Annotated in this window: 9 protein-coding genes; 3 read left to right on the top strand and 6 right to left on the bottom strand. The window is 68.5% G+C overall.

The window, feature by feature from the left end; genetic code table 11:
- Positions 1-195: 195 nt before the first annotated feature.
- The gene (gene uvrA / locus OG963_RS32955) at positions 196-3,219 is read right to left on the bottom strand and encodes an excinuclease ABC subunit UvrA (RefSeq protein WP_093771811.1); all 3,024 of its coding nucleotides are present in this window, start codon (positions 3,217-3,219) and stop codon (positions 196-198) included.
- Between the two features lie 175 nt (positions 3,220-3,394).
- Here uvrA and OG963_RS32950 point away from each other — a divergent pair, with 175 nt between their 5' ends.
- Entirely contained in the window at positions 3,395-4,084 is a 690-nt protein-coding gene (locus tag OG963_RS32950; RefSeq protein WP_371799757.1) for a maleylpyruvate isomerase family mycothiol-dependent enzyme, read from the top strand.
- A 10-nt stretch (positions 4,085-4,094) separates the two neighbouring features.
- Positions 4,095-4,751: an MBL fold metallo-hydrolase gene (locus OG963_RS32945; RefSeq protein WP_030919748.1), complete on the top strand. Its 657-nt coding sequence runs from the start codon at positions 4,095-4,097 to the stop codon at positions 4,749-4,751.
- 48 nt (positions 4,752-4,799) lie between these two features.
- On the opposite strand, the gene OG963_RS32940 is transcribed toward OG963_RS32945, so the two are convergent.
- From OG963_RS32940 to OG963_RS32920, 5 genes are all read right to left on the bottom strand, one after another.
- Entirely contained in the window at positions 4,800-5,801 is a 1,002-nt protein-coding gene (locus OG963_RS32940; protein WP_030919744.1) for a TerC family protein, read from the bottom strand.
- A 252-nt stretch (positions 5,802-6,053) separates the two neighbouring features.
- Positions 6,054-8,030 carry a TerD family protein gene (locus tag OG963_RS32935; RefSeq protein WP_371799756.1) on the bottom strand — a complete coding sequence of 659 codons (1,977 nt, stop codon included), beginning with the start codon at positions 8,028-8,030 and terminating at the stop codon, positions 6,054-6,056.
- Positions 8,031-8,206: 176 nt separating this feature from the next.
- Positions 8,207-8,785: a TerD family protein gene (locus tag OG963_RS32930; RefSeq protein WP_030919738.1), complete on the bottom strand. Its 579-nt coding sequence runs from the start codon at positions 8,783-8,785 to the stop codon at positions 8,207-8,209.
- Between the two features lie 132 nt (positions 8,786-8,917).
- Positions 8,918-11,056, bottom strand: coding sequence for an excinuclease ABC subunit UvrB (gene uvrB, locus OG963_RS32925; RefSeq protein WP_371799755.1), 2,139 nt, complete (start codon positions 11,054-11,056; stop codon positions 8,918-8,920).
- Between the two features lie 40 nt (positions 11,057-11,096).
- Positions 11,097-11,984 (bottom strand): MHYT domain-containing protein, encoded by an 888-nt coding sequence (locus OG963_RS32920; protein WP_093771803.1) that lies wholly within the window; start codon positions 11,982-11,984, stop codon positions 11,097-11,099.
- A gap of 215 nt (positions 11,985-12,199) precedes the next feature.
- Between OG963_RS32920 and OG963_RS32915 the strand changes: the two genes are divergently transcribed.
- Entirely contained in the window at positions 12,200-13,159 is a 960-nt protein-coding gene (locus OG963_RS32915) for a glycerophosphodiester phosphodiesterase family protein (RefSeq protein WP_093771801.1), read from the top strand.
- The last annotated feature ends 57 nt before the right edge of the window (positions 13,160-13,216 follow it).

Here is a 13,216-nt window from a genome sequence, read left to right as displayed (position 1 = left end):
GGTACCAGGAGACTCCGGGGATACCAGGGGCACCAGGGGCACCAGGGGCACCACAGGCATCGGTGACAGAAGTGACGATACCGGCGGAGCGGGACAGCGATGCGGCCGGGCCGGTTCTGGACGATCGCGCCTGGTCACAGCTCTACGCGAGAGGGCGGATCCCGTCCGGGAACCGCCCTCTCGACACCGCGCGGGTCAGGCCTTGCGCGTGCGCGTCGCCTTCTTCGCTGCGGGCTTCTTCGCGGCAGCCGCCGTGCCCGAGCCCGTCTTCGCCGTCGCCGTCTTCCGCACCGGGGACGACTTGGCGGCCACCGTCTTCGCCGCCGCCTTCCGTACCGGCTTGCGCGCCGCCGGAACTGCCGCCTCGCTCACCCGGACCGGGTCCAGGACGCCCTGCAGGAACTTGCCGGTGTGACTCGCCGGGACCATGGCGACCTGCTCCGGCGTGCCTTCGGCGACGACCAGCCCACCGCCGTTGCCACCCTCCGGGCCCATGTCGATGACCCAGTCCGCGGTCTTGATGACATCGAGGTTGTGCTCGATGACGATCACCGAGTTGCCCTTGTCGACCAGCCCGGACAGCACCTTGATGAGCTTGCTGATGTCCTCGAAGTGCAGTCCGGTGGTCGGCTCGTCCAGGACGTAGACCGTGCGACCGGTGGAGCGCTTCTGCAGCTCGCTCGCGAGCTTCACACGCTGCGCCTCACCGCCGGAGAGCGTCGGCGCGGACTGGCCGAGCCTGACGTATCCGAGGCCCACCTCGTGGAGCGTACGGAGGTGACGGGCGATCGTCGGGACGGCCTCGAAGAACTCGAGGCCCTCCTCGATCGGCATGTCCAGCACCTCGGCGATGGACTTGCCCTTGTAGTGGACCTCCAGGGTCTCCCGGTTGTACCGCGCCCCGTGACAGACCTCGCACGGGACGTACACGTCCGGCAGGAAGTTCATCTCGATCTTGATCGTGCCGTCGCCGGAGCAGTTCTCGCAGCGGCCGCCCTTGACGTTGAAGGAGAAGCGGCCCGGCAGATAGCCGCGCACCTTCGCCTCCATCGTCTCGGCGAACAGCTTGCGTACATGGTCGAAGACTCCGGTGTACGTCGCCGGGTTGGACCGGGGCGTCCGGCCGATGGGCGACTGGTCGACGTGCACCACCTTGTCGACCAGGTCGTCACCGTCGACCCGGGTGTGCCGGCCGGGGACCGACTTGGCGCCGTTCAGCTCGCGCGCCAGGTGGGTGTAGAGGATGTCGTTGACCAGCGTCGACTTGCCCGAGCCCGAGACTCCGGTGACCGCCGTGAGTACGCCGAGCGGGAACGAGACGTCGATGTCCTGGAGGTTGTTCTCCCGGGCCCCGCGCACCGTGAGCCGACGGGTCGGGTCGGCCGGGCGCCGGATGTCGGGCATCGGAATGGACTTCTTGCCGACCAGATAGTGGCCGGTGATCGACTCGTCGTTGGCCAGCAGCTCCTTGAGCGATCCGGAGTGGACCACCTTGCCGCCGTGCTCACCGGCGCCCGGGCCGATGTCGACGACCCAGTCGGCGACCTTGATGGTGTCCTCGTCGTGCTCGACGACGATGAGCGTGTTGCCCATGTCACGGAGACGGACCAGGGTCTCGATCAGCCGGTGGTTGTCACGCTGGTGCAGCCCGATGGACGGCTCGTCCAGCACGTACAGCACGCCGACGAGGCCGGAGCCGATCTGGGTGGCGAGCCGGATGCGCTGCGCCTCGCCGCCGGACAGGGTGCCTGCCGCGCGGTTGAGCGAGAGGTAGTCGAGGCCGACGTCGACCAGGAACCTCAGCCGCTCGTTGACCTCCTTCAGCACCCGCTCGGCGATCTTCTTGTCGCGGGCGTTCAGCTTCAACCGGCCGAGGAATTCGGCGCACTCGCTGATCGACATCGCGGAGACCTGGGCGATGGACTTCTCCATCACCGTCACCGCGAGGACGATCGGCTTCAGCCTCGTGCCCTCACAGGTCGGGCAGGGCACCTCGCGCATGTAGCCCTCGAAGCGCTCTCGGCTGGAGTCGCTCTCGGCCTCGGAGTGCCGCCGCTTGACGAACTGCACCGCACCCTCGAAGGCCGGGGTGGTGTAGGCGCGCTCGCGCCCGTAGCGGTTGCGGTAGCGGACCTCGGTCTGGATCTTGTGGCCGTGCAGCAGGGCCTTCTTCGCGCGCTGCGGCAGTCCGGCCCACGGGATGTCCGTACGGAATCCGAGGGCGTCGGCGAGGGCGCCGATCAGCCGTCCGAAGTACTCCTTGGTGTGGCCGTGCGACCAGGGGTGGATCGCACCCTCGTCGAGGGACTTCTCCTCGTCGGGGACGATCAGCTCCGGGTCGACCTCCATCCGCGTACCGATGCCCGTGCAGTCGGGGCAGGCGCCGAAGGGCGAGTTGAAGGAGAAGGAGCGCGGCTCCAGCTCCTCGAAGGAGAGGTCGTCGTACGGGCAGTAGAGGTGCTCGGAGTACATCCGCTCACGCTCGGGGTCGTCCTCGGGGAGGTCGACGAAGTCGAGCACGACCATGCCGCCGGAGAGTCCGAGCGCGGTCTCGACCGAGTCGGTCAGCCGGCGCTTGGCGCCGTCCTTCACCGTGAGGCGGTCGATGACCACCTCGATGGTGTGCTTCTCCTGCTTCTTGAGCTTGGGCGGCTCGGCGAGGTGGATGGTCTCGCCGTCGACCCTGGCCCTGCTGTAGCCCTTGGTCTGCAGATCGGAGAAGAGGTCGACGAACTCGCCCTTGCGCTCGCGCACCAGCGGCGACAGCACCTGGAAGCGGCTGCCCTCGGGCAGGGCGAGCACCTTGTCGACGATGGCCTGCGGCGACTGGCGGGAGATCGGCCGGCCGCACTCGGGACAGTGCGGCTTGCCGATCCGGGCGAAGAGCAGTCGCAGGTAGTCGTAGACCTCGGTGATCGTGCCGACCGTCGAGCGCGGGTTGCGCGAGGTCGACTTCTGATCGATCGAGACGGCGGGCGACAGGCCCTCGATGAAATCGACGTCCGGCTTGTCCATCTGACCGAGGAACTGCCTGGCGTACGAGGAGAGCGACTCCACGTATCGCCGCTGGCCCTCGGCGAAGATCGTGTCGAACGCCAGCGATGACTTGCCCGACCCGGAGAGCCCGGTGAAGACGATGAGGGAGTCGCGGGGGAGGTCGAGCGAGACGTTCTTGAGGTTGTGCTCGCGAGCGCCACGGACGATGAGACGGTCGACCACGCCGGTCCGCACCTTTCTAGAGAGAAGTGGGGGAACTGAGCCCCCGTCCCAGGGTATGGGGGGCGCCACAGCGATGTACGAAGCTTTCGAGTCCGAGCGTATAGCACGCGCATTCGATTTACGGACCGCTGATATCTCCTTCACCCGAATGAGTGGCGGCGCTAGGCTCGGCCACATGATTGATCATGCGCGCGACCTGGAAGCCGTACGTGAAGCGACCGATCGGCTCCTCAGTGCAACGGGCAAATTGGACAGCGTCACAGTCGCCGAGCCGTCGCGGCTGCCCGGCTGGAGCCGGGGCCATGTTCTTGCGCACCTATCTCGTAACGCCGACGCGCTCGTAAATGTTCTCCAGAGCCGCCCGATGTACGCAGACAGCGAAACCCGCGACCGTGACATCGAGCGTGACGCACCCCGGCCGCTCGCCGAACAGCTGGCCGATGTGCGCGAGAGCGCGGCCCGTTTCCTCGCCGCGGCCGCCGAGCCGGCGGACTGGTCGCGCACGATCACGATGCGCAACGGCGTGACGGACTCGGCGTCCCGCCTCCCCTTCCGCCGCTGGATCGAGGTCGAGCTGCACCATGTCGACCTGGGCATCGGTTACGAGCTGGAGGACCTGCCGGACGAGTTCGTGGCCCGCGAGATCGACTTCCTCGCGGAGCGGTTCGGCCGGCACCCGGAGGTCGTGTCCACGGGCGTCGCCGCCGACAACGGCAAGTTCTGGACCACGGGCGGCGGCGCGGAAGGCAGCCCCGTCGTGGTCCGCGGCCCGGCGCCTGAGCTGCTGGGCTGGCTCTCCGGGCGTCGCGACGGGTCCGCACTCACCGTGGACGGTGGCCACCTCCCCGTACTGCCCCCGCTATAGGCTGAGGCGTATGACGTACAGCGGAGCGGTCAAGGTCGGCGGACGTGCGGATGTACACGAGTTGACGGATCTGATGATCTCCAAGGTCGCCGTCGGCCCGATGAACAACAACGCCTATCTGCTGCGCTGCCGGGCCACCGGCGAGCAGCTCCTGATCGACGCGGCCAACGAGGCCGGAACCCTGCTGCGGCTGATCGGTGACGACTCCATCGCGTCCGTCGTCACCACCCATCAGCACGGCGACCACTGGCAGGCGCTGGCCGAGGTGGTGGCGGCCACCGGTGCGCGTACCTACGCCGGGCGGTACGACGCCGAAGGCATCCCGGTCCCGACCGATGTCCTCGTCGACGACAACGGCACGATCCGGGTGGGGCAGGTCACGCTGACCGCCCGCCATCTGGTCGGCCACACCCCGGGCTCCATCGCGCTCGTCTACGACGATCCGCACGGCGCTCCGCACCTGTTCACCGGGGACTGCCTCTTCCCCGGCGGGGTCGGCAATACGCACAAGGATCCCGAGGCGTTCGCGAGCCTGCTCCACGATGTGGAGACCAAGCTCTTCGACCAGCTGCCCGACGAGACCTGGGTATACCCGGGCCACGGCCACGACACGACGCTCGGTGACGAGCGACCGCAGTTGCCCGAGTGGCGCGCACGCGGCTGGTGAGGAAAGGGCGGGCGGCTCAGCCGCCCGCCCCTGTTGCCCCCGCCCGGATCAGGCGTCGATGCTGGAATCCTTCTCCGCCGCCCGGTCGGCCTCGGCGGCCACGGCCGCCTCCTGCTTCTTGTTGGCGATGAGGCTGGTGATCGTGGTGATCACCAGTACCGCGCAGATGAAGCCGAGCGAGACGGGGATCGAGATCTCGGGGACATGGACCCCGGACTCGTGCAGGGCGTGCAGCACCAGCTTGACGCCGATGAATCCGAGGATGACCGAGAGCCCGTAGCTGAGGTGCACCAGCTTCTTCAGCAGACCGCCGATGAGGAAGTACAGCTGCCGCAGCCCCATCAGTGCGAAGGCGTTGGCGGTGAAGACGATGTACGGGTCCTGGGTCAGGCCGAAGATCGCAGGGATCGAGTCCAGCGCGAACAGCACATCGGTGGTGCCGATGGCGAGCATGACGACCATCAGCGGGGTCAGGACGCGCTTGCCGTTGTTCCTGATGAACAGCTTGGTGCCGTGATACCTGTCGGCGACACCGAAGCGGCGCTCGATCGACTTGAGGAGTCGGTTCTCCTCGAACTCGTCCTCCTCCTCGTCGGCCCGCGCCTCCTGGATGAGCTTCCAGGCGGTGTAGATCAGGAACGCGCCGAAGATGTAGAAGACCCACGAGAAGTTGGCGATGACCGCGGCGCCCGCGGCGATGAAGATCGCTCTCAGCACCAGGGCGATCAGCACACCGACGAGCAGCACGCGCTGCTGGAGGTGGGAGGGCACCGAGAACTTGGCCATGATCAGGACGAACACGAAGAGGTTGTCGACACTGAGCGACTTCTCGGTGATGAAGCCGGCGAAGAACTCGCCCGACGCCTGGGTCTCGCCGAAGAACAGCAGGCCGAGCCCGAAAAGGGCGGCCAGCGCGATCCAGACGATCGTCCAGATTCCGGCTTCCTTCGTCGTCACGTCATGTGGCTTGCGCCCGATGAAGAAGTCGATGGCAATAAGGGCTGACAGACCAAGAATGGTCAGCACCCAGAGGGTTCCTGAAACGTCCACTGCGCCTCCGGCAGTTCGCTACGGCTACTGATCAGCGTCGTCGCTGCCGGAGGTCTCTTCCACCCGGGCGCACGGGCTGCGCACCACGGGCCGACGCCCCGGGACCGGTCACAGTCCGTACTGACGGGCACGTCGCGTATGGGAGTACTCCCCTCCGTCCAAGAAACAGTACAGGGAACACCAAGAAAAGGTAAAGCCCAGGGTAAAGATCACCCAAGGGACCAGGTCAGGGATGTCTGAGAGACCGTTGCCCTACAGTCGTCGGCCGGTGCGCCGGGCAGCGGCAACCTGGGCGAGAACCTGCTCCAGCACCCGGCTGTCGGCCGGCGTCCGCAACGGCTCGTACGTCCAGGCATGGCCGACCCAGGGATCGGCCAGGTGGTCGTCGGCGACCGGGGTGATTCGCAGCAGCGACCGCCACAGCGGATCGAGCACCGGCCCGTAGGCACTCGCGTCCTCCCGGTCCGCGACCATCAGCAGATGAACGCCGACCGAGGGCCCCTCGTCGGCCAGATAGCGCAACTGGGTGACGGCCCGGTCGTCGAAGCCGTGCGGGAAGTCGTTGACGATCAGGAGTTGCTCGGCCGTGTCCAGGTCCGGCGGGAGCGAGTCGGCGGCGCCGGCCCGGATCGCCATCTGCACCAGATCGACCCGTCGGGTGAGACGGGCGAGGACCGATGCCACTCCCCCGGCACCAGCGGCGGGCGGCCCGGCGAGCACACCGGAGTTCACCAGAGGTGCGAGTGCTGTCGCCGCCGAGCCCGCGGCGTCGATGACATGGACGGAGAACTCGCCCGCGGGGTAGACGGCGAGCAGCCGGGCGGCGTGCGCGACCGCGTTGTCCATGGCGAGGCGGCGGAGCCGGTCCGTATCGGTCAGAGCCGCGGCTTCGGATGCCGTGCGCCCACTGTCGACCCAGATGCCGCGCTCGAGCGGCAGCCGTACGAGCAGGGGGATGTGCAGGTCGGGGTCCTCGGGCAGATGGAGGTCGCCGATCCGCAAGGCCATGGGGATCTCCATGGGGACGCGGTAGGCATGCCAGACGGGGTTGTCCCAGGCTGCGAACGCGGCGGGGAGCGCGGGCTCGACGACAGCGGACTCGGCGGCGAGCTGCGCGAGATCGCGGTCGAGTGCCTCACGGGCCCGGTCGGTCAGCTGGTCACGCTTGGCGCGGGCCTCATGGCGGGCGCGGTCGCCCGCCCCGCCGATCCTGCTGCGCGGATCGGACAGCGCCCGGTCGAGCTCCTGGTCCATGCGGGACTCGGCGAAGTCGACGGCGCTGCGGTAGGCGGCGGTGGTGCGGGCCAGGTCCTCGAACATGCCCCAGACCTGGTTGTAGAGGCGCTCCTCCATGGACCAGCCCGTCGCGTCCCCGGCAACGGGCTGCGCGGGCCGGCCAGGTTCGGCGGACGGTGCGGTGGGCGGGGGCGGCGGGGGCGCAGTCGCCTGGCGGCGTGGGTGCGCGTAGTTGATGGGCCCCGTGGGGCCCGCGCTCGGCCCGGCGGTGGGGCCGCCCGCGGTGGAGTCCGTGGTGGGGCCGCCTGTGGCGGGTGTGGGCGGGGTGGGCGCGTGGCCGGCCGACGGGGCGACGGGCGGGGCCGGATCGCCGATCGCCGCAGTGTGGCGGACCCGGTCCCCCTCCGGGGTGCGGGGCGGGGGCGGCGCCACCGAACGGGCCATGCCCCGGGCGACCGCCTCGTGGATCGACCGGGCCAGCTCCGCCGCTCCGGTCACCCCCTGGTCGGCGAGCATCGCGGCCAGACCGCCCGCATATCCCTGGCCGACCGCGCGGACCTTCCAGTCGCCCTGCCGACGGTAGATCTCCAGGGCGGCGACCGCGGACTCGGCGTCCAGGCCGGTGAGGGTGAAGGTGGCGATCTCGGTGCCCTCGAGGCCGGTGACGGCGACGAACGGCGCGGCGACGGCGCCGAATCTGACCGGACCGCCGGCCTCCATGGGCAGGGCCAGCAGCACGGTGACGCGGTGCACCGCGGCAGGCACGGCGTCGAGGTCCACGGCCAGCCGGTGGTCGGCGGCGGCTTGCTTGGACACCTCGAGTCCGGGCAGCTGGGGCGAGCCCGGGTGGGCGATCCACTCGATGCCGTGCACCGTGCCCCGCTCGTCTCCGAGCGTGGCACCGGCCACGACGGGCGTACCGGCCGACACCCGGATCTCCAGACGGGTCTGGGGCAAGGTGTGGTTCTGCCCCCGGACCAGCTCGGCCGTCATTGCCCTGTCCCCTCGACGAGTTGATGATGCGCGGTCCGCCGCCACGATCCGCCGTGCCGCGCGATGCCGGGCCGGTGGTGCGGTGCATGTGGTGCGGTGCATGTGGTGCAGCTCCCGGCGGCCGATGCCTCCGGGAGCTGCGCGTACCGATACGGACCCGATCGGTCCGGCCGTGCCTACAGGTGCGGCAGGATCGCCGGCATCAGGTCCTGGAACGTACGGCCGTTGGCCGGGTTACCGAGGGCCGTCATCTGCCACCCGGCGCCGACGCGGTGCACCTTGGCCATGATCTGGGCGGTGTACTGACCGCCGCCGTCGAGGGTGTAGCGGGCAAGCTCCTGGCCGTTGGTCTCGTCGACGATGCGGCAGAAGGCGTTCTGCACCTCCTGGAACGTCTGACCGGTGAAGGAGTTCACCGTGAAGACGATCTGGTCGATGTGGACCGGCACCCGCTGCAGGTCGACGAGGATCGCCTCGTCGTCGCCGCCCGAACCGGCACCGCCGACCAGGTTGTCGCCGGTGTGCTTGACCGACCCGTCGTCGCTGACGAGGTGGCGGAAGAAGACCACGTCGACCGGCTGCTTGTCGGCGAACAGCACGGCCGACGCGTCCAGGTCGATCTCCCGCGTGCGCGAGCCGAACAGACCGCGGCGCGGCGCCGCCTGCCAGCCGAGTCCCATCCGTACCGCGGTCAGGGTCCCCCCGTCGCTCTTCTGCAAGCTGATGGCCTGACCCTTGGTCATGTTGACCGTCACGCGCTGTCCCCTCTCCCCTAGCCCCGCAACCGTCCGTGCGCGGTTTCCCAGCACCCTACGCAGTCACGCCGAAGGCGCAGCAGCCCTGGACCGTTTTTGTGTCGGTCCTGCAACACACACCGGTGCGGCAGATCAGGCCAGGCCCGCCTCGCGCATCTGGCGCAGCTCCTTCTTCAGCTCGCCGACCTCGTCGCGCAGTCGGGCGGCCACCTCGAACTGCAGGTCCGCGGCGGCTGCCCGCATCCGGTCGGTCATCTCCTCGATGATCCCGGCGAGTTCGGTCGCCGGCCGGTCGGTGACCACCGCGCCGACCTTCTTGCCGCCGGCCGCCTTCCCCGCCTTGCCCGCCTTGCCCGCCTTGCCCGCGAGTGCGGGGACCGGGGCCTTGTCGCCCTTCGCCTGGCGGTAGCCGGTGCCGAGCAGCTCCTCGGTGTCGATCTCCTCGCGGGCGATCGTCGCGACGATGTCGTTGATCTTCTTACGCAGCGGCTGCGGATCGATGCCACGCTCGGTGTTGTACGCGATCTGCTTCTCCCGGCGGCGGTTGGTCTCGTCGATGGCCTTCTCCATCGCCGGGGTGATCTTGTCGGCGTACATGTGGACCTGGCCGGACACATTGCGGGCCGCGCGGCCGATGGTCTGGATGAGAGACGTCCCGGAACGCAGGAAGCCCTCCTTGTCGGCGTCGAGGATGGCCACCAGGGACACTTCGGGAAGGTCGAGCCCCTCGCGCAGGAGGTTGATCCCGACCAGTACGTCGTACTCACCGGCGCGCAGTTCTCGCAGCAGCTCGATGCGGCGCAGCGTGTCGACGTCACTGTGCAGATAGCGGACCTGGATGCCCAGCTCCAGGAAGTAGTCCGTGAGGTCCTCGGACATCTTCTTGGTGAGGGTGGTGACCAGGACCCGCTCGTCCTTCTCGGTGCGCTTGCGGATCTCGTGCACCAGGTCGTCGATCTGGCCCTCGGTGGGCTTCACGACGACCTCCGGGTCGACGAGGCCGGTGGGGCGGATGATCTGCTCCACGAACCCGTCGCCGCGGGACAGCTCGTACTTGCCCGGGGTGGCGGAGAGATAGACGGTCTGGCCGATCCGCTCCACGAACTCCTCCCACCTCAGGGGGCGGTTGTCGAGGGCGGACGGCAGCCGGAAGCCGTGCTCGACGAGGCTGCGCTTGCGGGAGGCGTCGCCCTCGTACATCGCGCCGATCTGCGGCACGGTGACATGCGACTCGTCGATGACGAGCAGGAAGTCCTCGGGGAAGTAGTCGAGGAGGGTGTTGGGGGCGGTGCCGGGCTCGCGGCCGTCCATGTGCATCGAGTAGTTCTCGATACCGGAGCAGGTGCCGATCTGGCGCATCATCTCGATGTCGTACGTGGTGCGCATCCGCAGCCGCTGGGCCTCCAGCAGCTTGCCCTGCTTCTCCAGCTCGGCGAGACGGTGCTCCAGCTCCTGCTCGATGCCGTTGACCGCCTTCTCCATGCGCTCGGGTCCCGCCACGTAGTGGCTGGCGGGGAAGACATAGAGCTCGTTGTCCTCGCTGATGACCTCACCGGTGAGCGGATGGAGGGTGGAGAGCGCCTCGATCTCGTCGCCGAACATCTCGATGCGGACGGCGAGCTCCTCATAGACCGGGAAGATCTCGATGGTGTCGCCGCGCACCCGGAAGGTGCCCCGGGTGAACGCGATGTCGTTGCGGGTGTACTGGATCTCCACGAAGCGGCGCAGCAACTGGTCGCGGTCGATCTCGTCGCCCACCTTGAGCGGGACCATGCGGTCCACGTACTCCTGTGGCGTACCGAGGCCGTAGATGCAGGAGACCGAGGCGACCACGACCACGTCACGGCGGGTGAGCAGCGAATTCGTCGCGGAGTGGCGCAGCCGCTCGACCTCGTCGTTGATCGACGAATCCTTCTCGATGTACGTGTCCGACTGCGGGATGTACGCCTCGGGCTGGTAGTAGTCGTAGTAGGAGACGAAGTACTCGACGGCGTTGTTGGGGAGCAGTTCGCGGAACTCGTTCGCCAGCTGGGCCGCGAGGGTCTTGTTCGGCGCCATCACGAGGGTCGGGCGCTGGAGCTTCTCGATCATCCAGGCGGTGGTCGCCGATTTCCCGGTGCCGGTCGCGCCGAGCAGCACGACATCCTTCTCACCTGCCCGGATGCGCCGTTCCAGCTCGGCGATGGCCGTGGGCTGGTCGCCGCTGGGCTGGTAGGAACTGACGACCTCGAAAGGCGCCACCGAACGTTCGATCTTCGAAACGGGCCGCATGGAACCACCGTACGACCCCCCACTGACAACCGGGGTCCGGTCACCGCTCCCGCGACGGCGGGGTGTGCTGACGCTGCGACCGGAAGGACGCCGGATCCGCGTAGGTGCCGGTCCTCGGCACCTGCCGCTGGACGGGGATGCCGGGGGCCCGGTCGATGCGGTGGGCGCCGTGTCCCGCCGGGTCGGTCCGGTCGGGGTCGCCCATCACCATCAAGGGGTCGAACATCACGACCACCGCGGCGAGCAGGAGGAAGCAGCCGGGGCCGATCAGCAGCGGGATCAGGGGTGCGGTCGGGCTGTCGGCCGCGTTGCCGGTGACGGCAGGGTGCAGATGGACACTGAGCGCGGCCATGCCCGTGTAGTGCATCCCGCTCACCGCCACCCCCATCACCACGCTGGCACCGAGGCTGGGCAGGAAGCCGCGGATGGAGACGGCCGCCCAGAGTGCGACCGTCGCGGCGACCACGGCGATGACGACGGAGAGCGCGACGGTGAACGTGTCGTACTCGAACTGCCCCCGGAGACGCATTCCTGCCATGCCGAGGTAGTGCATGGTGGCCACGCCGAGACCGGTGATGGTGCCGCCGGTGACCATGGCCATCCAGGTCGTGCCCTGGTACCCGACGATGAAGATGCCGATACCGACCATGACGATCGCGACGGCCAGGCTGGCGAAGGTGATCGGGACGTCGTAACCGATCGGCACCTCATCGACGCTGAATCCCGTCATCGCGATGAAGTGCATCGTCCAGATGCCGGAGCCTATGGACGTCGCCCCGAGCGCCAGCCAGACGGCCTTGAAGGAGCGCTCGGTCCGCAGCGACCGCGTCGTGCAACGCAACCCCAGGGCCGCGCCGAGGCACGCCATCAGGAAGGCCGCAGCGGGCGTCACCATCCCATAGCTGAAGCCGTCGATTGTGCCCTGCATGCTCGTACGCCCTTCGAGTGAAGCCCGGGTTCGGGGTGACCCTAAGGCGCATTGCCCGGCAAACAAACAGAAGACCTGCATTTTATCGGCAGCTCAATCGGCCAGAGACCCGGTCTCGGCTCTTCCGTTCATGTGGTGGCCATCCTTCGCCGGTCCGTCGTTCGGGGGCGGCTGTCACCCTCGGCCCGGACGGAACTCTGACGCAAGGAGTACACGTGTACGCACGCACCGCCACCGCCTCCCTCGCCGCTGCCGCTCTCCTGGGCGCCGGCGCGCTGCTGCTGATCCCCCACTCGCAGGCCACGGATTCCGGAACGGACACGGCTGCGGGTGCGCGCATGGACACGAGCACGGAGAAGGTCATCCGGACCGTCGTGAACACGCGGGCCATTCCGACGCCCGGTGCCCCGGTCGTCCTCGCCCACCGGGGCGCATCGGCGTACGCGCCGGAGAACACTCTGGCCGCCGTCGACCGGGCCAACCACCTCGGCTTCGACTGGATGGAGAACGACGTCCAGCGCACCAAGGACGGAGTGCTGGTCGTCATCCACGACACCGATCTGAAGCGGACCACCGACGTCGAGAAGGTCTTCCCCAAGCGCGCACCGTGGGCGGTCAAGGACTTCACGGCCGCGGAGATCGCCCGGCTGGACGCGGGCAGCTGGTTCGCCGCCCGGTACGCCGGGACCCGTGTCCCCACGCTCGCGCAGTACCTGGACCGGATCGAGCGCAACGACCAGAACCTGCTGCTGGAGATCAAGAGCCCGCAGAGCTACCCGGGCATCGAGAAGGAGACACTGCGGGTACTGCGCCAGAAGGGGTGGCTGAACCCGGGTCACGTCAGGTACCGGCTGGTGATCCAGAGCTTCAGCGCGGGCAGCATCAAGAAGGTGCACCAGCAGCGTCCCGACGTCACGACCGGTTTCCTCGGCACCCCCGCGGTTGCCGATCTGAAGGCGTACGCGGCGTTCACCGACCAGATCAACCCGTCGTACGCGTCGATCAGCTCCCGCTATGTGGCGGCAGCGCACGCGCTGAAGGGCGCACACGGCAGGAAGCTCCGGGTCAACACATGGACGGTCGACGACGCGGCCACCGCCAGGAAGGTGGACGGATTCCACGTCGACGGGATCATCACCAACACCCCTGACGTGGTGCGCAGGGCCACCGACTGACGGCCGGCCGGAGCACCTCCTCCCCCGCTGTCAGTGGCCGGCCGTACGGTGGTTTCC

The sequence above is a fragment of the Streptomyces sp. NBC_01707 genome (assembly GCF_041438805.1).
Taxonomy (GTDB): Bacteria; Actinomycetota; Actinomycetes; order Streptomycetales; family Streptomycetaceae; genus Streptomyces.
The sequence above is the reverse complement of the archived record's forward strand: the minus strand, read 5'-3'. Positions and strand labels throughout refer to the sequence as shown.

Excerpts from the sequence above, each read along its gene's own strand:
- OG963_RS32950 (WP_371799757.1), top strand. The coding sequence starts at position 3,395 with ATGATTGATCATGCGCGCGACCTGGAAGCCGTACGTGAAGCGACCGAT.
- OG963_RS32945 (WP_030919748.1), top strand. The coding sequence starts at position 4,095 with ATGACGTACAGCGGAGCGGTCAAGGTCGGCGGACGTGCGGATGTACAC.
- OG963_RS32935 (WP_371799756.1), bottom strand. The coding sequence starts at position 8,030 with ATGACGGCCGAGCTGGTCCGGGGGCAGAACCACACCTTGCCCCAGACC.
- uvrB (WP_371799755.1), bottom strand. The coding sequence starts at position 11,056 with ATGCGGCCCGTTTCGAAGATCGAACGTTCGGTGGCGCCTTTCGAGGTC.
- OG963_RS32920 (WP_093771803.1), bottom strand. The coding sequence starts at position 11,984 with ATGCAGGGCACAATCGACGGCTTCAGCTATGGGATGGTGACGCCCGCT.